The organism is Methylobacterium oxalidis (assembly GCF_007992195.1).
In the GTDB taxonomy this organism is placed as follows: Bacteria; Pseudomonadota; Alphaproteobacteria; order Rhizobiales; family Beijerinckiaceae; genus Methylobacterium; species Methylobacterium oxalidis.
The window spans coordinates 1-20103 of sequence record NZ_BJZU01000017.1 but is presented as its reverse complement, the minus strand read 5'-3'; the positions used below and the strand labels follow the sequence as shown (position 1 = coordinate 20103).

Sequence of the window (20103 nt, the reverse complement as noted above, 5' to 3'; positions counted from 1 at the left end):
TTTTATCAATCTCCATCGTTGCGCGGATATGCAGTTTGCACGCGGCAACCACGCGAAGATTGTGCATCGTGTATGATGTAGGCGCCAACGCCGTACGTCGCGCGGATATAAGGAGATGCATCCGAGGGGTTATAAGCTTTTCGGCCCGTCCGGTGACCGAACCGGGCTTTCAGGAATGCACTGTCTTGTCTACCTTCCGCAACGGCATCGACCAGTGACGTGTTTCGTTCGAGCGTCCGATTGACGAGATCGTTGGCGGTTTCACGAGATGGAAAGCTCCCGGCCCTTCGGCGTCCAACAGTGACAAATGGCATCGACCATTTCTCTCGCCGAACGCGTGCCAGCATCTCCTCATCTGACTTCGCTACGTGTTCCCGTATTGTATGACCTCCTCGAGCCTCTTATTACTGCAGATCAACACTGTATCGCCGTTCGCTGCGATCGCCGACAGGGATGATTTGCGCATCATCTTCGGAATTGAGCGCATCGGACCGATCTCCATCCGTCCACCGGCCACCCTCTGGATTGCCCTTGGGGACTCGCGGCTGGCCGGGATCGTAGGCATGCAGCACGAGGCCGAGACGCAGTCGACTCAACTTCACCTGCAGGGAATCCACCTGCCAGCGGGCTCGGAGGATGGCGGTGTCTCTTGTCGACATGAACTTTTCCGGCGCTCGCCAGAAGAATCCTATATAGGATTTTTTCCCGAATGTCGCCGTACGTCCATGCTTGTTCCATCCAATGAAAACGCCGGGGCCTCCTGCGAGGCCCCGGCGCTGCGGCCGTGTCGTGACGGGCCGGGCGTCGCCCGGCTCCCGCCTCAGAGCGAGTAGTACTGCACGAACTCGATCGGGTGCGGGGTCATCTCGTAGCGCAGCACCTCGGTCATCTTCAGCTCGATGAACGAGTCGATCTGATCGTCCGTGAACACGTTGCCGGCCTTGAGGAAGGCGCGGTCCTTGTCGAGGTTCTGCAGGGCCTCACGGAGCGAGCCGCAGACGGTCGGGATCTTCTTCAGCTCGCGCGGGGGCAGGTCGTAGAGATCCTTGTCCATGGCCGGGCCCGGATCGATCTTGTTGATGATGCCGTCGAGGCCGGCCATCAGCAGGGCCGCGAAGGCGAGGTAGGGGTTCGCCATCGGGTCGGGGAAGCGGACCTCGACGCGCTTGGCCTTCGGCGAGGTCGTCCACGGGATGCGGCAGGAGGCGGAGCGGTTGCGGGCCGAGTAGGCCAGCAGCACGGGGGCCTCGTAGCCCGGCACGAGGCGCTTGTAGGAGTTCGTGGACGGGTTGGTGAAGGCGTTGAGCGCCTTGGCGTGCTTGATGATGCCGCCGATGTACCAGAGGCATTCCTGGGAGAGATCGGCGTACTTGTCGCCGGCGAAGAGCGGCTTGCCGTTCTTCCAGATCGACTGGTGCACGTGCATGCCCGAGCCGTTGTCGCCGTAGACGGGCTTCGGCATGAAGGTCGCGGTCTTGCCGTAGCTCTGCGCCACGTTGTGGATGCAGTACTTGTAGATCTGCATGTGGTCGGCGAGCAGCGTCAGCGTGTCGAACTTCATACCGAGCTCGTGCTGGGCGCTCGCCACCTCGTGGTGGTGCTTCTCGACCTTGACGCCCATCGACTGCATGGCGGCCAGCATCTCGCCGCGCATGTCCTGCGCCGAGTCCTGCGGCGGCACGGGGAAGTAGCCGCCCTTCATCTGCACGCGGTGGCCGAGGTTGCCGCCCTCGTACTCGGTGAAGCCGTTGATCGGCAGTTCGGTCGAGTCGAGCTTGAAGCCGGTCTGGTAGGGGTCGGCGGCGAACTTCACGTCGTCGAACACGAAGAACTCGGCCTCCGGGCCGACATAGATCGTGTCGCCGATGCCGGAGGACTTCAGGAACGCTTCGGCGAGCTTGGCCGTGCCGCGCGGGTCGCGGGAATAGGGAGCGCCCGTCGAGGGCTCGAGCACGTCGCAGACGATCGACATGGTCGAGGCCGAGAAGAACGGGTCCATGCAGGCGGTCGCGGGATCGGGCATCAGCAGCATGTCGGACTCGTTGATCGCCTTCCAGCCGGCGATCGACGAGCCATCGAACATCGTGCCCTCGGAGAAGATCTCGTCGTCGACGAGGGAGACGTCGAAGGTGACGTGCTGCCACTTGCCGCGCGGGTCCGTGAAGCGGAAGTCGACGTACTTGACGTCGTTGTCCTTGATCTCCTTCAGGACTTCGGTCGCTGTCTTTGCCATCCCGGGTTATCTCCTCTTGCGGCGGCGCGTAGCCGTGGTTGTGCCGCGGACGGAGTACGGCCCGCGGTTCTCTCGATTCTGTCAGGCTCTGGGGGAGTACAGCGGCGGCGCGGTCCCGCGCTAGATGGCGTCGGCACCCGTCTCGCCGGTGCGGATGCGGATCGCCTCCTCGATCGTCGAGACGAAGATCTTGCCGTCGCCGATGCGCCCGGTCTGGGCCGACTTGCGGATCGCCTCGACGGCGCCCTCCACCATCGCGTCCGCGAGCACGATCTCCAGCTTCACCTTGGGGAGGAAGTCGACCACGTACTCCGCGCCGCGGTAGAGTTCGGTATGACCCTTCTGGCGGCCGAAGCCCTTCGCCTCGATCACGGTGATGCCCTGAAGGCCGACCTCCTGGAGGGCCTCCTTCACCTCGTCGAGCTTGAAGGGCTTGATGATCGCTTCGATCTTCTTCATGCCGAACGGGCCTGACCTGCGCTGCGCTGAGCCGTTTTCTAACATCACGGTCCGGGCTCCGCCACGCCGTTTTCTCGGGGATCACGCCGAATTTGCCCGGCAAATGTGCAATGTCTGCACATCGTTTGGGCATCTGGCGGTGAGGGAGTCTTAATCGGGGCAGCGCATGTCCGACCTGCGGGCAGATCGACGGAGACGCGCATGGGACAGGGGCGGCTGCTCACGGTTGAGGCGATGCGGCGGGTCGACGAGGCGGCGATCGCGTCCGGGACGCCCGGCATCGCCCTGATGCGGGCGGCGGGCGCCGCGGTGGCCGGGCGCGTCCGCGCCCTCCTGCCGGCGGGCGGCGAGGTCCTCGTGCTGTGCGGGCCCGGCAACAACGGGGGGGACGGCTTCGTGGCGGCCCGCCTCGCGGCGGAGGCCGGCCTGTCCGCGGAGGTCCGGCTGCTCGGGCGGCGGGAGGACCTGGGAGGCGACGCGGCGCTCGCCGCCGCCGAGTGGCGGGGACCGGTCACCGAGGGGATCGGCGCGGACGACATCGCCCGGTACGACCTCGTGGTGGACGCCCTGTTCGGCGCCGGCCTCTCGCGCGACCTCGATGGGGAGGCGCGCCGCCTCGTCGAGCGGGTGAACGCGGCGGGCCGCCCCGTCCTCGCGGTCGACGTGCCGACCGGCCTCGACGGGGACACGGGTGCGGTGCGCGGCGCGGCCGTCCGGGCGCGGGAGACCGTCACCTTCGTGGCCCTCAAGCCGGGGCACCTGCTCCGGCCCGGCCGCGCCCTGTGCGGCGCGCTCCACCTCGCCGATATCGGGGCGGGCGAGGCCGCCCTCGCGCGGGGCTACGCCGCCTGCGAGCCGCCGCTCCACCGCAACGGGCCGGAACTCTGGGGCGCCCTCTTCCCGCGCCACGGGGCGGACAGCCACAAGTACACGCGCGGCCACGCCCTCGTCCTGTCGGGGCCGGCCTACCGCACGGGCGCGGCGCGCCTCGCGGCGCGGGGCGCGCTCCGGGTCGGCGCCGGCCTCGTCACGGTGGCCTCGCCCGCCTCGGCCCTGCCCGAGAACGCGGCCCATCTCACGGCGATCATGCTGCGCCCCTGCGAGAGCGCGGACGACCTCGAGGACCTGCTGGTGGACGAGCGCCTCAACGCGGTGCTGGCTGGCCCCGGCCTCGGCACCGGCGCGCCGACCCGGGACCTCGTCGCCGCGGCCGCCGGGGCCGGGCGCGGCCTCGTCCTCGACGCCGACGCGCTGACGAGCTTCAAGGGCGAGGCGGCCGCGCTCGCCCGGCTGATCGCGGAGGGCGGCGCGCAGGCCGTCCTGACGCCGCACGCGGGCGAGTTCGCCCGGCTCTTTCACGGCACGCCGGCAGCCGAGCCCGGTTCCGGTCAGCCCGGCCTCGGCAAGGTCGAGCGCGCCCGCCGCGCCGCGGCGCTCGCGGGCGCCGTGATCGTGCTGAAGGGGGCGGACACGGTGGTCGCCGCCCCGGACGGGCGGGCCGCCATCAACGATCACGGCACCCCGCATCTCGGCACCGCGGGCTCGGGCGACGTGCTCGCCGGCCTCGTCGCCGGGCTGCTGGCGCAGGGCATGCCGCCCTTCGAGGCCGCCGCCGCCGCGGTCTGGCTCCACGGCGACGCGGGCCTCCGCCACGGCCCGGGCCTGATCGCCGAGGATCTGCCCGACCTGATGCCGCGGGTGCTCGGGGCGCTGGAGGAGCGGAGCTGAGGTTCGGTCCCGCGCACGGTCCCGAGCAGCCGTGACGCCGCTCAACGGGGTGTGACTTGCCGGGCCCGCGCGCGGCGTGTCACGGTCCTTCTCGCCCACTGCCCCGCGTCAGGATGCAGGAACCGATGGCTCTGCCGAGATCGAAGCCGCCCGCACCGCCCGACAGGAACACTCGCCGGGATCTCGTGAACACTCGCCGGGATCTCGTGCCGGACGAGGCGTCCGATTCCTACCGGTTCATCGAGACGGCGGCCCGCGAGGGCACCCGCGTCAGCACCGAGGGGCTCTCCGACGAGGCGGCGATGGCGGCCTTGAGGGGCAAGCCCCGGCGCCGATGAGGCTGGCGCGGATCGAGCCGGTCCCGAAGCGCGTCGAATTCATCACCCTGGCGGACGGGAGCTTCGCCACCCGGCCGGGCATCGACCTCGAGCGGTTCCTCGACAACATCCTCGACATCCGCCGCCACATCGTGAGCGGGCACCCACTGCCCGAGCACTATTATCGGCGCAGCCGCGGGCGCGATCATCTCCCGGAGAGCCGCGGCTGGCTCCACCTGCGCGTCGGGCACGGGATCGACGACGACGTGCTGCTCATCGTGGAGCAGACGGCGGACTGCGTGCTCTTCATCGGGCTCACGAACCACGACATCTTCAAGGAGCGCCCGCGCGGACGCTCGCTCCTGCGGCTCGGCTCCCGCATCGCCAAGGCCAAGCTGCCGCGGAAGCCGGTTCGATAGATGCCTCAGGTGACCTCGAACGAGGTCCAGAGCCCCGTGTCGAAGCGCTCCAGCACCGTCGCGCCGAGCAGCCAGCGGCCCGGGTTGTCCGCCTGGAAGGCGATGCGGGCGGTGCGGCCTTCGAGGAGCTGGAACGTGTCGAGCCAGTAGGGCTCCCAGCCGTCGTCGAGGGGGTGGAGCAGGCGGAAGACGTGTCCGTGCAGGTGCAGCGCCTGCGGGAAGGCGGTGTCGTTGCGGATCGCGAGCACCACCACCTGGCCGCGCTTCACCGAGAAGAGCGGCGCCACGCCGGCCATGCCGTTGGCACCGTTGACGGCCCAGATCCGGCCCGGATCGCCCTTGAAGACGGGCTCGGCCTCCGGCTTCTCCTTGTCGACCGTGGCGCCGCCGGTGATCGTCACCTCCCGGCGCACGGCGTTCTGGAGCCTGATCTCGGCCGGCAGCAGCTTGTTGTCGCCGATCGGCCCGATCGGCGGCCGCTTCTCGGTGACGGGCTCGCCCTTCGTCACGAGGTTGGCGAGCGCGAGGCCGCCGCCGACGAGCGCCGTGATGCTGCCCTTCGCGTCCGCCTCCGCCGGCATGTCGAGGAGGAGGTCGTAGCGGGTGCCCGGCGGGAAGGGGAGGGTGGCGCGCAGGGGCTCGAACGTGTCGGTCGGCTGCCCGTCCACCGCCGCCACGTAGACCTTCACCCCGTCGAAGCGGATGCGCGTCGCCCGCGCGTTGCAGGCGTTGCCGAGGCGCAGGCGCAGGCGGCTGCCGGGCCGCGCCTCGATCGTCTCGGGCACCGGCCGGCCGTTGACCGTGATCAGGTTGCCGAGGCGCCCGTTCGAGGCCGCGAACAGGGTCTGGCCGAAGGGCAGCAGGCTCGCGTCGTCCTGCAGGCGCCAATCCTGCATCAGGAGCGGCACGTCGCGGTCGATCGCGGGCGGCGCCTTCTCCTCCACGACGAGGAAGCCCGAGAGCCCGCGGCCCGCGGGCTCGCTCGAGCCGCCGACGACGAGGGGCCGGATCAGGAAGGTGCCGGCATCCGGCGGCGTGAAGGCGTAGGTGAAGGCCGCCCCCGGCTGGATCGGCGCCTGCGTCACGCCGCCGACCCCGTCCATGGCGTTCTGGTTGCGCACGCCGTGCCAGTGCAGCGAGAGCGGCCGCTCGGTCCGGTTCTCGACCTTGAGCCGGACGGTCTCGCCGAGCCGCACCCGGATCACCGGCGGCACGCCCGTCCCGTCGAAGGACCAGATCGCGGTCTCCGGCGCGGGCTCCGGGCGCAGGCGGACCCTGGGGGCTTGCGTCGCGAGCGGGCGCGCCTCGGGCTGCGGGCCGGGCGGCGCGCCCTCGGCCTCCGGCTTCGGCTTCGGGGCGGCGGGCTGCCCGCGGGCGGCGCCGGGCACGAGGCCGAGGAGGGCCGCGCCGCCGAGGAGGGCGCGGCGCGAGGGGCGGGGCCCCGGCACGTCGGGCGCGGCGTCGGCCTGGGGCGCGGGATCGGCTTGCGGCATGGCTCCTCGGGCGGATCGGGACGCGGGGACGGGTGGGGGAGGATGCGGGGCGTGGCCGCTTGTAGCGGCGGCACCCGCCCGAGGCTACTGCCGGCGCCGCGCCGCCGGGGGCGGGCGGACGCCCCTGAAGTTTTTTGCTGCGGCCCCGGTCCCGCATGCTATAGAGCCGCCCTCCGGCGGCCGGAAGCGCGCCGGGTGTCGGCGCTCGCGGGCGTGGCGGAACTGGTAGACGCGCTGGATTTAGGTTCCAGTGTCGCAAGACGTGGGGGTTCGAGCCCCTCCGCCCGCACCAGCGCCGCCGTCGGGAACGGAATGGCTCCCCCATCGGAAGGCCGGCCCGCCCAGCCGCTCTGAGCCGGCCGGCTCCCCGGCCGTTCGGCCGGCCCTGAGCGCTTCCCCGCACCGGCCCCCGGGACCGCCGCGAGGCCGGCCCTGGGGCCTTCGCAGTTTCGACGACACGGACTTGAGAGCGGAAACACGACGATGCAGGTGACCGAGACACACTCCGAGGGGCTGAAGCGCGAGTTTCAGGTGCTCCTCGCCGCCCAGGAGCTCGAGGACCGCCTGACGAACGAGCTCTCCGGCCTCAAGGACAAGGTGCAGCTCAAGGGCTTCCGCCCCGGCAAGGTGCCGGTGGCGCACCTGCGCAAGGTCTACGGCCGCTCGGTGATGGCCGACGTGCTGCAGAACGCCGTCAACGAGGCCAACCAGAAGATCGTGGCCGACAACGGCCTGAAGCTCGCCCTCGAGCCCCGCGTCGAGTTCCTCGAGGACAAGGCGGTGGTCGACAAGGCCCTCGACGCTAAGGCCGACCTCGCCTTCAAGGTGGCGGTCGAGGTGCTGCCGACCTTCGAGCTCGCCGACCTCTCGGACGTGAGCCTCACGAAGCTCGTGGCCAAGCCCTCCGACGCCGAGATCGACGAGGCGCTCCAGCGCATGGCGGGCCAGAGCCGGCCCTTCGCCGACCGCGAGGAGGGCGCCGCCGCCGAGAGCGGCGACCGCGTCACCATCGACTTCGTCGGCCGCATCGACGGCACCGAGTTCGAGGGCGGCAAGGGCGAGGGCATCGACCTCGAGCTCGGCTCGGGCTCGTTCATCCCGGGCTTCGAGGACCAGCTCGTCGGCGCCAAGGTCGGCGAGAGCCGCCTCGTCAAGGTGACCTTCCCGGAGGCCTACGGCGCCGAGCAGCTCGCCGGCAAGGACGCCGAGTTCGACGTGACCGTGCAGAAGATCCAGGCGCCCGGCGAGGCCCAGGTGGACGACGAGTTCGCCAAGGGCCTCGGCATGGAGTCGCTGGAGAAGCTGCGCGAGGCGATCGGCAAGGCGATCGGCAGCGACTACGAGGCGGCATCGCGCCGCAAGCTCAAGAAGGAGCTCCTCGACGCGCTCGACGGCAAGTACGCCTTCGACCTGCCGCCCAGCCTCGTCCACCAGGAGTTCGCCTCCGTCTGGGCGCAGGTGGAGCAGGACCTCAAGACCCGCGGCAAGACCTTCGAGGACGAGGACACCACCGAAGAGAAGGCCCAAGGGGAGTACCGCAAGATCGCCGAGCGCCGCGTTCGCCTCGGGCTGGTGCTTGCGCAGGTCGGCGAGAGCGCCGATATCAAGGTCTCCGACGAGGAGGTGAACCAGGCCCTCATCGCCCGGGTCCGGCAGTTCCCGGGCCAGGAGCAGCAGGTCTGGGACTTCTACCGCAAGAACGCGCAGGCGCTCGCCGAGCTTCGGGCGCCGCTGTTCGAGGAGAAGGTGGTTGACCACGTCCTCGGGCAGGTCAAACTGGTCGAGGAACCCGTCTCGAAGGAGGCGCTGTTCTCCGACGAGGACGGTGACGCCGACGCCGACAAGAAGCCGGCCACCGACGACAAGGCCGAGTGAGCCGCCTCTCCTTCAAGGGGCGGCGGCCACCGGTGAGGCGGCGTTAAGCGTCGCCGGTGTTCGCTGAAATTCGCCCGGCCAAGCCTGATTCGCTCGGCCGGGCCCCTTGAAGCCCTGGGGCACGATGATGAGAGATCCGGTCGATTATTATAACAGCGCGCTCGTGCCCATGGTGGTCGAGCAGTCGAGCCGCGGCGAGCGCGCCTTCGACATCTACTCGCGCCTGCTGCGCGAGCGGATCATCTTCCTCACCGGCCCGGTCGAGGATTACGGCGCGTCGCTGATCGTCGCCCAGCTCCTGTTCCTGGAGGCCGAAAACCCCAAGAAGGAGATCTCCTTCTACATCAACTCGCCCGGCGGCGTGGTGACCTCGGGCCTCTCGATCTACGACACGATGCAGTTCATCCGCTGCCCGGTGACGACGCTCTGCGTCGGCCAGGCCGCCTCGATGGGCTCGCTGCTCCTGACCGCGGGCGAGCCCGGCCACCGCTTCGCGCTGCCCAACGCCCGCATCATGGTCCACCAGCCCTCCGGCGGCTTCCAGGGCCAGGCCACCGACATCCTGATCCACGCGCGCGAGATCGAGGCCCTCAAGAAGCGCCTCAACGAGATCTACGTGAAGCACACGGGCCGGGACTACGACACGATCCACCAGGCGCTCGAGCGCGACAACTTCATGACCGCGGACGCCGCCAAGGAGTTCGGCCTCATCGACGAGGTCATCCAGAAGCGGCCCGAGCCCGCCGCGGCCTGACGGCACCCGGCCGGGGCCCGTCCCCGATGCGCCCCGGCCACACGTGCCGCCCGATCGCCGGTCCTGCGTCGAAACGGAGGGGTCGGGCGTTGGAGTATCGGCTTGATCGCGCGGCGGCCGCGTGTTTGCATCGCGATTCTGGCCGGCAGGCCCCGGCATAGGCGCGCAGGTGACTGTTTCTTTAGGCGGATGTCCTTACGTTTGAGCGATGCGCGTGCGCCCCTGGCTGGCCCCGCGCGCATGAATCGGAGACCGATATGAGCAAGACTGGCGGCAACGACTCGAAGAGCACGCTGTACTGCTCGTTTTGCGGCAAGAGCCAGCACGAGGTCCGCAAGCTGATCGCGGGCCCGACGGTGTTCATCTGCGACGAGTGCGTCGAGCTGTGCATGGACATCATCCGCGAGGAGTCGAAGTCCTCGCTGGTGAAGTCCCGCGACGGCGTCCCGACCCCGAAGGAGATCCGGCGCGTCCTCGACGACTACGTCATCGGCCAGGACTTCGCCAAGAAGGTCCTCTCGGTGGCTGTGCACAACCACTACAAGCGCCTCGCCCACGCCTCGAAGCACAACGACGTGGAGCTGGCGAAGTCCAACATCATGCTGATCGGGCCGACGGGCTCGGGCAAGACGCTGCTCGCGCAGACGCTGGCCCGCATCCTCGACGTGCCCTTCACGATGGCGGACGCCACGACCCTCACGGAAGCCGGCTACGTCGGCGAGGACGTCGAGAACATCATCCTCAAGCTGCTCCAGGCCTCCGACTACAACGTCGAGCGGGCGCAGCGCGGCATCGTCTACATCGACGAGATCGACAAGATCTCCCGCAAGTCGGACAACCCCTCGATCACCCGCGACGTCTCGGGCGAGGGCGTGCAGCAGGCGCTCCTGAAGATCATGGAGGGCACCGTCGCCTCCGTGCCCCCGCAGGGCGGCCGCAAGCACCCGCAGCAGGAGTTCCTGCAGGTCGACACCACCAACATCCTGTTCATCTGCGGCGGCGCCTTCGCGGGGCTGGAGCGGATCATCTCCCAGCGCGGCAAGGGCACCTCGATCGGCTTCGGCGCGAGCGTGCAGGCCCCCGACGACCGCCGCACCGGCGAGATCTTCCGCTCGGTCGAGCCGGAGGACCTCCTGAAGTTCGGCCTCATCCCCGAGTTCGTCGGCCGCCTGCCGGTGCTGGCGACGCTGGAGGATCTCGACGAGGCCGCCCTCAAGCGGATCCTGCAGGAGCCCAAGAACGCGCTCGTCAAGCAGTACCAGCGCCTGTTCGAGATGGAGAACGTCGACCTCACCTTCCAGGAGGAGGCCCTCTCCCTCGTCGCCCGCAAGGCGATCGAGCGGAAGACCGGCGCCCGCGGCCTGCGCTCCATCCTGGAGACCATCCTCCTCGACACGATGTACGACCTGCCGGGCCTCGACTCGGTGGAGCAGGTCGTGATCGGTCCCGAGGTGGTCGAGGGCAAGTCGCGCCCGCTCTTCATCCACGGCGACCGCAACAAGGAGACGCCGGCCAGCGTGAGTGCGTGAGCGCACCTCGCAAGCCACTGGTCGGGCATGCGGATTTCGCATTGCCGGCGACCCGTCAGGTCCGGAGGCGCCGCTTGAAACAGGTGCCTCCGAGAGCCAACTGAGGGACAGCGCAGTGGCCGCACGCTCCATCGAGGTGCGGTGCCGCGCCACCAGCCGCTAAGTCCCCGCACAATCCCGACCCTCGCGGCCCGGTCGGCCCCTGGCAGGATGCTTGCTCTCGAAGACGGAGGAGCGACTGCCCGGTGTCCATGATGAGGAAGTCAGCCATGACTCAGTCGAAATCGCGCCAGCCGGTGATCCCGGGCTCGACGGGCTCCTACGCCGTCCTGCCGCTGCGCGACATCGTCGTCTTCCCGCACATGATCGTGCCGCTCTTCGTCGGCCGCGAGAAGTCGATCCGCGCCCTCGAGGAGGCCGTCCGCACGGACCGGCACATCCTGCTCGCCACGCAGATCAACGCGGGCGACGACGACCCGGCCACCGACGCGATCTACACGATCGGCACGCTCGCCAGCGTCCTGCAGCTCCTGAAGCTGCCCGACGGCACCGTGAAGGTGCTGGTCGAGGGCGCCGGCCGCGCCAAGATCCTCGGCTTCGAGACGTCCGAGGAGTTCTACGAGGCCCGCGCCCAGACGCTCACCGACGATCTCGGCGACCGCGTCGAGGCGGAGGCGCTCGCCCGCTCGGTCGTGTCCGAGTTCGAGAACTACGTGAAGCTCAACAAGAAGATCTCGCCCGAGGTCGTCTCCGCCGTCACGCAGATCGACGAGCCCTCGAAGCTCGCCGACACGGTGGGCTCGCACCTCGCCGTCAAGATCGCCGACAAGCAGGCGATCCTGGAGATCCCCACGGTGGCGCAGCGCCTGGAGCGCGTGCTGTCGCTGATGGAGAGCGAGATCTCCGTGCTCCAGGTGGAGAAGCGCATCCGGACCCGCGTCAAGCGGCAGATGGAGAAGACCCAGCGCGAGTACTACCTCAACGAGCAGATGAAGGCGATCCAGAAGGAGCTCGGCGACGAGGACGGTCGCGACGAGCTGGCCGAGCTGGAGGACAAGATCGAGAAGACGAAGCTCTCCAAGGAGGCCCGCGAGAAGGCGACGGCCGAGTTGAAGAAGCTGCGCCAGATGTCGCCGATGTCGGCCGAGGCCACGGTCGTGCGCAACTACCTCGACTGGATGCTCGGCATCCCGTGGGGCAAGCGCTCGAAGATCAAGAAGGACCTGCTCGGCGCCCAGGTGCTCCTCGACGAGGACCATTTCGGCCTCGACAAGGTCAAGGAGCGCATCGTCGAGTACCTCGCCGTGCAGCAGCGCGCCAACAAGCTCACGGGCCCGATCCTGTGCCTCGTCGGCCCTCCGGGCGTCGGCAAGACCTCGCTCGGCAAGTCGATCGCCAAGGCGACCGGCCGCGAGTTCGTGCGGATGTCGCTCGGCGGCGTGCGTGACGAGGCCGAGATCCGCGGTCACCGCCGGACCTACATCGGCTCGATGCCCGGCAAGATCGTGCAGTCCATGCGCAAGGCCAAGACCTCGAACCCGCTCATCCTGCTCGACGAGATCGACAAGATGGGCATGGACTTCCGCGGCGACCCCTCCGCGGCGCTCCTCGAGGTCCTGGATCCGGAGCAGAACGCGACCTTCAACGACCATTACCTCGAGGTCGACTACGACCTGTCGAACGTGATGTTCGTGACGACGGCCAACACCCTCAACATCCCGGCCCCGCTCATGGACCGGATGGAGGTGATCCGCATCGCCGGCTACACCGAGGAGGAGAAGCTGGAGATCGCGCGCCGCCACCTGATCCCGGGCGCGATGAAGAAGCACGGGCTCGACGCGAAGGAGTGGTCCGTCACCGACGAGGGCCTGCTCATGCTCATCCGCCGCTACACGCGGGAGGCGGGCGTGCGCAACCTGGAGCGGGAGATCTCGAACCTGATCCGCAAGGCGGTGAAGGAGATCCTGATCACCAAGGTGAAGGCCGTCACGGTCACGCCGGACAACCTGCCCGAGTTCCTCGGCCCGCCGAAGTTCCGCTACGGCGAAATCGACGCGGACGATCAGGTCGGCGTCGTCACGGGCCTGGCCTGGACCGAGGTCGGCGGCGAGTTGCTGACGATCGAGGGCGTCATGATGCCCGGCAAGGGCAAGATGACGGTCACGGGCAACCTGCGCGACGTGATGAAGGAGTCGATCTCGGCGGCGGCGAGCTACGTCCGCTCGCGGGCCATCGACTTCGGCATCGAGCCGCCGCTGTTCGAGCGCCGGGACATCCACGTCCACGTTCCGGAGGGGGCGACCCCGAAGGACGGGCCGTCCGCCGGCATCGCGATGGCGACCGCCATCATCTCGACGCTCACCGGCATCCCGGTGCGCCGCGAGGTGGCGATGACGGGCGAGGTGACGCTGCGCGGCCGGGTTCTGCCGATCGGCGGCCTCAAGGAGAAGCTGCTCGCCGCGCTCCGCGGCGGCATCAAGACGGTGCTGATCCCCGAGGAGAACGCCAAGGACATCGCCGAGGTGCCCGACAGCGTGAAGAGCGGCCTCGAGATCGTGCCCGTCTCGCGGATGGATCAGGTTCTGGCCCGCGCCCTGGTGCGCCAGCCCGAGCCGATCGAGTGGGACGAGCCGATCCCCGCGGCCAAGCCCGCGCGGGGCGAGGATGACGGGGCGAGCCTCGTCGCCCACTGAGCGGCGCCCGAGACACCGACCGGACGGCCCCCGAAGCACCGCTTCGGGGGCCGTTCCCGTTTCAGGGACCCGGCCGAAAGCGCGAACGAAGTGCTTGCGCGGCCGGGGCGGCTTGCTTAACCCGGTCGGCGCGGGCGGTTAGCTCAGTTGGTAGAGCGTCTCCTTTACACGGAGAGGGTCGGGGGTTCGAGTCCCTCACCGCCCACCAAAAATATCAATGACTTAACGGATTTTAGCGCTCCTCATCGCAGCGCTATCCCCAGTTACTCCCCAAAAACCTTCCGCTTTGCAATGCAGCAAGACAGATCCGTGGCGCTCAGTCGCTGCTGTGACACGCTCGTCATATTGACTCGGCCGCTTTCTCCGTGATCCGGCGCCTTCCTCACAGCCGCTGAGATCCATGTCCGCGTCACCTGCCCTTCAGATCGTCCCGGCTGATGTCCAGGCATGGCGCGATGTCTTCGCGCGGCTCAAGCCTTCGAGCCTGCCCTGCTCCGGCATGTCGCCGACGGCCTGGCCCCCGATGTACGACAACGCTCTCGACTTCCTCGACCGGTACGGCGCGCCGAGGCGCTGGATCTCGGATGGAGCGTAACGGACCTGTGCGGTGTGCATCCCAAGGCCGGCACGATCCGCGCGGACCACTGCGGTGCCCTGATGCTCGGCGGTCAGAAGGTGACCGGGCTCTCCGAAAGTCAGACGGGGAAGGAGCTCGTCACCTGCTACCGGAACACACCGGGCCGGCCGGTCGGCATCCCGGCCTGGGAGTTCAGCGGGCCCGCTCGGGCTGCCTAGCACCTGTCGCAGATGGTCTTTGCGGGTGCTCCACCCTGATCCAGCAGATGGCTCATGCTCTTCTCACGATCCTGAGTAGCTGGGGCAGCCGGGTTGGCAGCGCCGCCTCGCCCTGAGCTCGGCAGGCTCGCTGTCGCGCCGGGCTCGTCGGCAAGTGCTGCCCTCATGCTCTCGATCAAGGGCGGCTTCAGAAGATCGGTCGGCCGCAGCTCCTTCCAAGCAAGGCGCGCCCGTGCCGATTGCTGGAGTGCTGCGTGGGGTTCGACGGTGCTCCCGGACCGCCCTCCTGGCGAGGCAAGGAGCTGACCTGGGATGACGACAGGCGGCAGAGCGGCATCCGGCCGTTCCGCAGCCGAACCTACCGTGGCTGGTGAGCCGCTAGTCACCGGCAGTGCGGCATACTGAGCTGGCGCCTGGAGGAGGTGTGAGCAGCCGCTCACGAGCACAAGGGCGCTGCAAGCCGCAGCCAGTCGCGTGAACACCATGTCGGATTGCCCCGGACAGGGGCGAGGCCCCCAATCTTAGCCGTTAACTCGGCATTAACTACTGAGCCGGCCCCAGGTTTCCAAAGCGCTAACCGCCTTTCCAGGAACGCGGGCGCCCACCTCAGCTCATCAGGCCGGCGGAGCACGAAAAAGGCCCCGGCTTCTGCAGCCAGGGCCTGAGTGAGTGTCTCGTCACGCGGCTGCATGGGGGTCTGGAACGACAGCCGCGCTGGGCCTCAACGGTGAGGAAGCGTCACCGTTCCCCGCTCAGGGCGTCCGGCCACACAGCGTGGCAGGGTGTGCTTTTCGTGTCGCACCCGGAGGGGCCGGCTGCTGACCCTCACTGCAGGCGCTATCGGAACGGCGACCTGGATGTCCTGAGCAGCGCCCGTAGGTTCATGCCGGGCAGCTCGCCTCCCGAGCGCACAAGCGGGGCGCTGCAGGCCGCCATCACTGCGCGCAGGTCCTCAACACACTGCTCTGCCTCTGCAAGCGTCTGGAATCCGCGGCGGCTGTACACAGAGCCGGACGCTGAGACAGCCACAACCGCGAACTGCCCGCCCGGGTGGTCAATGATGCTGTATGTCACTGATCGTTCCATCACCTCGACCGTGCTGGCCTGCAGACGATGGACGCAATGCGAGCCCTCCAGGAAAGGATCCCTCTCTCCTCCGGGTGTTAGGTGATTACTGGATGGTTAGGTTGATCGGCCTACGATGCTCGTAAACTGGGGTGCGAGTAGACGTCCGGTTCACTTACGCAGTGCGACACGCTGGGCGCGGCCTGTCCCTGCGCAGCCGCAAGCTTGACCGCGGAGTTGTACCTTGGCACGGCAGGGCAAATCGCTCCGCGAAAAGCCATGAGTTGAAGCACATGCTGGTAGCAGGCGGGCTCGGTTCGCATCATCCAGACCGGCTGGACGCATCAGGGTCAGCCGCGCTGCCTGCGGCGGTCCTGGGTCACCTCGGCTCTCAGCTGCAGGCAGCCTACGGTGCCCTCATCGGCGCACAGCCGCCCCAACGCTTGCTCGACCTGATCGCGCAGCTCGACAGCGCGCTTGCAGCCCGCAGCGATGCCGATGCGGCAGTCTTTCGTCAGGGCCTGACAGACGCACTTCCTGGCCTGCGGGCGTTTGCGATGTCGCTTGTCTCAGACCCGACTCGCGCCGACGACCTCGTGCAGGAGACGCTGCTGAAGGCTTGGGCGGCACAGGACCGCTTCAGGCCGGGCACGAACCTGATGGCGTGGCTGTGCACCATCCTGCGCAACCAGTTCTACAGCGAGTGCCGCAAGAGTAAGCGTGAGGTCGAAGACGCGGACGGCACCCTGACAGCCCAGCTGATCGCACCCGCCGCTCAGGAGCACGGCTCGGACTTGCGGGTGATCTGGGCGCACATGACCAAGCTGTCGCCGCAGCTACGGGAGGCGCTGCTGCTCGTCGGCGCGCAGGGCCTGACGTATGAGGCGGCGGCCGAGGTGATGGGCTGCCAAGTCGGCACAGCCAAGAGCCGGGTCAGCCGGGCGCGGGCGTTCCTGACCGGATCGCTGGGCATGCCATCAGCGCGGCTCACCGCATGACCCGATGCCGCCTACAGCTGTGAACCATCCCCTCATCTGCAAGCTGGAGCACAGCGCGGCCCTGTCGCAGGTCGAGCGTTCCGCCCTGGAGGCGCTCACGCTCAGCCGGCGCCCCGTTTCTGCGCGGCACGACATCGCGGTGCACGACAACACGGACCGCGTCTACCTGGTGATGAGCGGCATCGCCGGGCGCTACAAGACACTCCGGCAGGGCAACCGCCGGATCGTCTCCTTCGCCGTGCCAGGAGACCTCTGCCGCATGCACATCTGCGGGCCCTCCACACGGGACATGCGGCTCGGTGCTCTCACACACTGCACAGTGGTCGACATCCCCCGCACAAGGCTCACAGAGCTGATCGAGACGCATCCCGGGATTGCCCATGTGATGCGCTGGCTCGCCATGATGGAGTTGAACCGGGCCCGCGAGTGGTTGGTGAACGATAGCCGGCCAGCGGACAGGCGTTTGGCCCATCACTTCTGCGAGCTGCTGGTCTGCCTGCAGGTAGTGGGGCTCGCAAACGAGAACAGCTTCGAATTGGCGATCTCGCAGGCGGACCTGGCGGATGCGATGGGCATCTCGCAGGTCCACATCAACCGCGTGCTGCAGGGCTTACGGGCGGGTGATCTGATCGTCTGGAGCAAGTCCGCGCTGACCATCCCTGATGTGGAGCGGCTGCAGGCCTTCGCCGAATTCGACCCTGGTTACCTGGATCTGCGCCCTGCCAAGGCTGCCTAGTCGGCGACCCCGTCCCTTCTCGCGCCCTGCACCAGCCGAGCGCTTCGATCCATGACTCCCGTCGGCGGTAGCTGTTGTGCGGCTACTCCTGGCCGGGGTCGTGCGCGTGCAATCTGGCGGAGCACACTATTGCGAACCACGGCCTTATGAGGTCACGTAGGGCTGCGCAAGGGCGCCAATCAGTGGGCCGTTCGGCACCTCGGTGCCGCCGGTGAGCACAGCTTGAACGAGGCTGCGCTGGTCAGTTGCCGTCTGCGGTGCTTAGCTCAATCCAGGAAAGTGGATTGAGACCTATTCGGCTTCGTACATGCCAAACTCGCGTGTGATGGTTGCTTGGACGCGGGACATCCACTCCTCAGCCATGCACGCACGCACTTCGGCAGCTTGTATTCGCTCTTCTGCATCTCGCGCCAGTGCATCGGCGCGAACTCGCATCTCTTCGACTTGATCCTCCGCGGCCCTCACGCGTTCATTCGCGCTTATTATCTCTTCTCGGATGCGCTCGAGCATCTCCTGAATGCGCAACTCCTGCTCCTTGGCCTGCGCCTCCAATTTCCTGACGTGCTGGGCCGCGCTCCGCAGGTGCTCAACCAGCTTCGACGGATCTGGGGACAGAGACGGCTGGGTCCCAGAACTGGATGGAGCGAAATGACCCGAGGCTCCGGTCAGCTTCACGACGTTGATCGGGTGGGCGTCGGCGGGACGCTGAGGCGGTGGTGCGCTGAGGTCCTCCTCAATCTCGGAGGATTCGTCCCACGAAGACTGCCGAGCCTGATCCATCTGTTTTCTCCCGCCCCGAAGGATGAGGACCGAGGCTCCTGCCCAGGCGCTGACCGATGGGCGACGGAGAGTCATGGTTAATGTTTGGTGTCCGTCAATGCAGAAAGCTCGGATTCGTCAGAGCGTGGCTTGGGAGGAGATTGATGTTACGTGCGGGACACAGTTAGGACGGACCGGGATCTTCGTATCGCCTGCGAGAACAAGGGTACCCTGGTTGAGCGCGGGCAGGGTAACTGCCGGCGCTACCGCGAAGAGTGTGGACGCCCCTCGCGCCCCGATATCTGCGCAGACCTCCGACAGGCCTGCCTCTACAAGGATGCGCTGGGCAAGCGCGACTCCTCCAGCGGCGGCTTGCTCGGCGACGCGCTGAAGGGCTTCAACCTCGGCGACCCGTTCGGGGCGAGTCCGCTCCCGAAATACGCCTACGGCGGCTACATGGGCGCCGGCAGCCGCCTGGAGCCCGCCGGCATCGTCCACCGTGGCGAATACGTGATGGACGCCGCGACCGTGCGCCGGCTCGGAGTCGGTACCCTCGACGCTGTGCGAGGCGCTCTGCCGGGCTACGCAGACGGGGGGCTCGTCGGTCTCACGCGCGAGATGATCGGGGCAAGCCGGGCCGGCGCGGCGAACAGCAACGGCGGAACCACCGAAGTCCACCTGCACAGTGCGCCGGAGGGCACGCAGGTGACGGGGCGGCAGACCACCAGCCGCAAGTGTATCGACATCGACATGCTGGCGGACGGAATGGAGAAGCGGCAGGCCGGCCGCGTGGCATCGGGACAGGGATCGCTGGCGCAGGTAGTGCCCGCTGGCCGGAGGCTGAGAGACTAGCGCGCTCATTTCCGTGCGCTCGCCACCGTAGACAGAGCCGCCTCCCGGGGCGCATCACAGGGGCATACGCGCGGCTCTCCGCTCACACATGTCGCGAGTATAGAAGCCGCCCGCCCGCGCCCCGTGCGGGCGGTTTTTCTATGCATCTACTGGCGCCCCTCCGCGGCCCACGCGAGAGCTTCCGGAGACTGTCCGGAGGCCCATTTTTCGGTTCCATAAACGCCCATCCGCGCGTGCCGTGACGCTCGCCACAAGGCAAAATGTCCGCAGAGGCCAAGCCCGACGCCGCCGGTGCCGAGTTCGACGGCGCTGGTGCGGCCTGAGCTGCTGCTCTTCACAGGTTCGCTGATGCCGTCACGGGCGATCCCACACCAGTTCTACCTGACGGTGCCCACTAGGCCTGGCAGACACCAGACGCTGCTGAGGCTAATGAGTAGCGACTTCACATCGCCATTGGGCTTCTGATTAAACACAACGTACTAGAACGACGCGGCAATTCCCCGCCGTTGCCAGTTGTGCTATGCACCCTGCTGTCAATATCAGCATGAGGCGCGCGAAAGATGCCGACAGAACCGGCGCCTTCAATCATAGATCGGCTGATTGCTTTGCTGACGGATGAGCCGCTCGTGAGCCGCCCGGAGAAGCGGGCAGACCTGTTCCTGAAGGTCTCCGCCCTCTTGGCTGAAGCCAGGGATCAGGGCGCGGACGAGCCGACCCTACGCGCGATCCGGGCCGCGCTTGCGCTCACGGAACCATTGAACGTCAGCTTGAACGAAGCGGCGGTGAAGATCCACGTCAAGAACATTCTGCGCAAGCTGAAGGCGCAGAGCCGGACACGCGCTGCGATCTTGGCTCACGACCACGGCATCCGCTCGGCCTCTACCGCCGCATGAGCGAAGGTAAGCGCATTACCGGACAGGCAGCTTCCTGAGGACAGCACCTGTCTCGTCACGTATGGCCAACTGCCAGCCGTCATCAAAGTTGGCCACTTCCTCGCTGTCGTGCAACTCCTGCAGTGCCACTTCGGCCTGTTCCTCCGCCTCATCCAGGTCGGCAGCCTCGATCCCGGTCTCGTCTACGAGGATCGTCTCTCGTTTCACGAGATCGAAGTAGAACCGCTTGAGCAAATGATTGCTCCTCGTGTTTCTCGGCTCGCGAGACGTGTGAGCGGGCGCGCGAGGTGACGTCCGTCAATGAGGTGGACTTTCTGGGTGGAATTGGAGCGGCCATCGGTCAGGCAGCCTGTGGTGGAAGTGTCGTGACGCTCTCCTCGATCAACGCCGGAGCAAACCCCGCCATGCCCTCGATCTGCATGTAGCGGTGCTGGAGTTGCCACTCGTCGTTGGCCTCCAGGAGCACCGCACCGATCAGGCGCTGGATCGCGTCCGTGTTGGGGAA

Annotated in this window: 20 protein-coding genes, 2 tRNA genes and 1 pseudogene; 15 read left to right on the top strand and 8 right to left on the bottom strand. The window is 67.8% G+C overall.

All coding sequences use genetic code 11. From position 1 onward, the window contains the following. Positions 1-5: 5 nt before the first annotated feature. The 4 genes from MOX02_RS05565 to MOX02_RS05550 all read right to left on the bottom strand — a co-directional run bounded on the left by MOX02_RS05565 (position 6) and on the right by MOX02_RS05550 (position 2692). On the bottom strand, positions 6-380 hold the full coding sequence (locus MOX02_RS05565; RefSeq protein WP_280525309.1) for an RNase A-like domain-containing protein: 375 nt from the start codon (positions 378-380) through the stop codon (positions 6-8). A gap of 24 nt (positions 381-404) precedes the next feature. Further along, complete coding sequence (locus tag MOX02_RS05560; RefSeq protein WP_147024813.1) at positions 405-659, bottom strand: hypothetical protein; 255 nt, start codon at positions 657-659, stop codon at positions 405-407. Positions 660-820: 161 nt separating this feature from the next. After that, positions 821-2233, bottom strand: coding sequence for a type I glutamate--ammonia ligase (glnA, locus tag MOX02_RS05555; protein WP_147024812.1), 1413 nt, complete (start codon positions 2231-2233; stop codon positions 821-823). Between the two features lie 120 nt (positions 2234-2353). Further along, a complete protein-coding gene (locus MOX02_RS05550; protein WP_109890483.1) occupies positions 2354-2692 on the bottom strand; it encodes a P-II family nitrogen regulator in 339 nt (112 codons plus the stop codon). A 201-nt stretch (positions 2693-2893) separates the two neighbouring features. On the opposite strand from MOX02_RS05550, the gene MOX02_RS05545 reads away from it, so the two are divergent. The 3 genes from MOX02_RS05545 (at position 2894) to MOX02_RS05535 (ending at position 5156) form a co-directional block, all read left to right on the top strand. Continuing rightward, positions 2894-4420, top strand: a complete 1527-nt coding sequence (locus MOX02_RS05545; RefSeq protein ID WP_147024811.1) for an NAD(P)H-hydrate dehydratase — start codon at positions 2894-2896, stop codon at positions 4418-4420. A 125-nt stretch (positions 4421-4545) separates the two neighbouring features. Next, positions 4546-4758: a hypothetical protein gene (locus MOX02_RS05540; RefSeq protein ID WP_147024810.1), complete on the top strand. Its 213-nt coding sequence runs from the start codon at positions 4546-4548 to the stop codon at positions 4756-4758. Further along, positions 4755-5156, top strand: coding sequence for a hypothetical protein (locus MOX02_RS05535; RefSeq protein ID WP_147024809.1), 402 nt, complete (start codon positions 4755-4757; stop codon positions 5154-5156). The genes MOX02_RS05540 and MOX02_RS05535 overlap by 4 nt, the downstream gene beginning before the upstream one ends. Before the next feature lie 5 nt (positions 5157-5161). Here the strand turns inward: MOX02_RS05535 and MOX02_RS05530 are convergent, their stop codons facing one another. Beyond that, positions 5162-6649: a multicopper oxidase family protein gene (locus MOX02_RS05530; protein ID WP_147024808.1), complete on the bottom strand. Its 1488-nt coding sequence runs from the start codon at positions 6647-6649 to the stop codon at positions 5162-5164. A gap of 207 nt (positions 6650-6856) precedes the next feature. Here MOX02_RS05530 and MOX02_RS05525 point away from each other — a divergent pair. The 10 genes from MOX02_RS05525 (at position 6857) to MOX02_RS05475 (ending at position 17094) form a co-directional block, all read left to right on the top strand. Next, positions 6857-6941, top strand: a tRNA-Leu gene (locus tag MOX02_RS05525). A 191-nt stretch (positions 6942-7132) separates the two neighbouring features. Continuing rightward, complete coding sequence (tig, locus tag MOX02_RS05520; protein WP_147024807.1) at positions 7133-8524, top strand: trigger factor; 1392 nt, start codon at positions 7133-7135, stop codon at positions 8522-8524. Between the two features lie 127 nt (positions 8525-8651). Continuing rightward, positions 8652-9278: an ATP-dependent Clp protease proteolytic subunit gene (locus MOX02_RS05515; protein ID WP_109896380.1), complete on the top strand. Its 627-nt coding sequence runs from the start codon at positions 8652-8654 to the stop codon at positions 9276-9278. A gap of 257 nt (positions 9279-9535) precedes the next feature. Continuing rightward, entirely contained in the window at positions 9536-10807 is a 1272-nt protein-coding gene (gene clpX / locus MOX02_RS05510) for an ATP-dependent Clp protease ATP-binding subunit ClpX (protein ID WP_147024806.1), read from the top strand. Positions 10808-11076: 269 nt separating this feature from the next. Next, the gene (lon, locus tag MOX02_RS05505) at positions 11077-13500 is read left to right on the top strand and encodes an endopeptidase La (protein ID WP_147024805.1); all 2424 of its coding nucleotides are present in this window, start codon (positions 11077-11079) and stop codon (positions 13498-13500) included. A 132-nt stretch (positions 13501-13632) separates the two neighbouring features. Continuing rightward, positions 13633-13708, top strand: a tRNA-Val gene (locus MOX02_RS05500). A 192-nt stretch (positions 13709-13900) separates the two neighbouring features. Next, the gene (locus MOX02_RS05495) at positions 13901-14095 is read left to right on the top strand and encodes a hypothetical protein (protein WP_147024804.1); all 195 of its coding nucleotides are present in this window, start codon (positions 13901-13903) and stop codon (positions 14093-14095) included. 14 nt (positions 14096-14109) lie between these two features. Then, on the top strand, positions 14110-14295 hold the full coding sequence (locus MOX02_RS05490) for a hypothetical protein (RefSeq protein WP_147024803.1): 186 nt from the start codon (positions 14110-14112) through the stop codon (positions 14293-14295). Positions 14296-15653: 1358 nt separating this feature from the next. Next, positions 15654-16358: a sigma-70 family RNA polymerase sigma factor gene (locus MOX02_RS05480; protein ID WP_147024801.1), complete on the top strand. Its 705-nt coding sequence runs from the start codon at positions 15654-15656 to the stop codon at positions 16356-16358. Between the two features lie 19 nt (positions 16359-16377). Continuing rightward, positions 16378-17094: a Crp/Fnr family transcriptional regulator gene (locus MOX02_RS05475; protein WP_170267677.1), complete on the top strand. Its 717-nt coding sequence runs from the start codon at positions 16378-16380 to the stop codon at positions 17092-17094. 291 nt (positions 17095-17385) lie between these two features. Here the strand turns inward: MOX02_RS05475 and MOX02_RS05470 are convergent, their stop codons facing one another. After that, the gene (locus tag MOX02_RS05470; RefSeq protein ID WP_147024799.1) at positions 17386-17874 is read right to left on the bottom strand and encodes a hypothetical protein; all 489 of its coding nucleotides are present in this window, start codon (positions 17872-17874) and stop codon (positions 17386-17388) included. 150 nt (positions 17875-18024) lie between these two features. Here MOX02_RS05470 and MOX02_RS05465 point away from each other — a divergent pair, with 150 nt between their 5' ends. Further along, on the top strand, positions 18025-18705 hold the full coding sequence (locus tag MOX02_RS05465) for a phage tail tape measure protein (protein WP_147024798.1): 681 nt from the start codon (positions 18025-18027) through the stop codon (positions 18703-18705). Positions 18706-19265: 560 nt separating this feature from the next. Further along, complete coding sequence (locus MOX02_RS05460) at positions 19266-19598, top strand: LuxR C-terminal-related transcriptional regulator (protein WP_147024797.1); 333 nt, start codon at positions 19266-19268, stop codon at positions 19596-19598. Between the two features lie 15 nt (positions 19599-19613). On the opposite strand, the gene MOX02_RS05455 is transcribed toward MOX02_RS05460, so the two are convergent. Both MOX02_RS05455 and MOX02_RS05450 read right to left on the bottom strand, forming a co-directional pair. After that, positions 19614-19832 (bottom strand): DUF6894 family protein, encoded by a 219-nt coding sequence (locus tag MOX02_RS05455; protein ID WP_147024796.1) that lies wholly within the window; start codon positions 19830-19832, stop codon positions 19614-19616. Positions 19833-19938: 106 nt separating this feature from the next. Continuing rightward, positions 19939-20103, bottom strand: a pseudogene (locus MOX02_RS05450) (IS256 family transposase); the annotation flags it as partial.

Coding starts and splice junctions, on each gene's coding strand:
- MOX02_RS05560 (WP_147024813.1), bottom strand. CDS start 659: ATGTCGACAAGAGACACCGCCATCCTCCGAGCCCGCTGGCAGGTGGAT.
- glnA (WP_147024812.1), bottom strand. CDS start 2,233: ATGGCAAAGACAGCGACCGAAGTCCTGAAGGAGATCAAGGACAACGAC.
- MOX02_RS05550 (WP_109890483.1), bottom strand. CDS start 2,692: ATGAAGAAGATCGAAGCGATCATCAAGCCCTTCAAGCTCGACGAGGTG.
- MOX02_RS05545 (WP_147024811.1), top strand. CDS start 2,894: ATGGGACAGGGGCGGCTGCTCACGGTTGAGGCGATGCGGCGGGTCGAC.
- MOX02_RS05540 (WP_147024810.1), top strand. CDS start 4,546: ATGGCTCTGCCGAGATCGAAGCCGCCCGCACCGCCCGACAGGAACACT.
- MOX02_RS05535 (WP_147024809.1), top strand. CDS start 4,755: ATGAGGCTGGCGCGGATCGAGCCGGTCCCGAAGCGCGTCGAATTCATC.
- MOX02_RS05530 (WP_147024808.1), bottom strand. CDS start 6,649: ATGCCGCAAGCCGATCCCGCGCCCCAGGCCGACGCCGCGCCCGACGTG.
- tig (WP_147024807.1), top strand. CDS start 7,133: ATGCAGGTGACCGAGACACACTCCGAGGGGCTGAAGCGCGAGTTTCAG.
- MOX02_RS05515 (WP_109896380.1), top strand. CDS start 8,652: ATGAGAGATCCGGTCGATTATTATAACAGCGCGCTCGTGCCCATGGTG.
- clpX (WP_147024806.1), top strand. CDS start 9,536: ATGAGCAAGACTGGCGGCAACGACTCGAAGAGCACGCTGTACTGCTCG.
- lon (WP_147024805.1), top strand. CDS start 11,077: ATGACTCAGTCGAAATCGCGCCAGCCGGTGATCCCGGGCTCGACGGGC.
- MOX02_RS05495 (WP_147024804.1), top strand. CDS start 13,901: ATGTCCGCGTCACCTGCCCTTCAGATCGTCCCGGCTGATGTCCAGGCA.
- MOX02_RS05480 (WP_147024801.1), top strand. CDS start 15,654: ATGCTGGTAGCAGGCGGGCTCGGTTCGCATCATCCAGACCGGCTGGAC.
- MOX02_RS05470 (WP_147024799.1), bottom strand. CDS start 17,874: ATGGATCAGGCTCGGCAGTCTTCGTGGGACGAATCCTCCGAGATTGAG.
- MOX02_RS05460 (WP_147024797.1), top strand. CDS start 19,266: ATGCCGACAGAACCGGCGCCTTCAATCATAGATCGGCTGATTGCTTTG.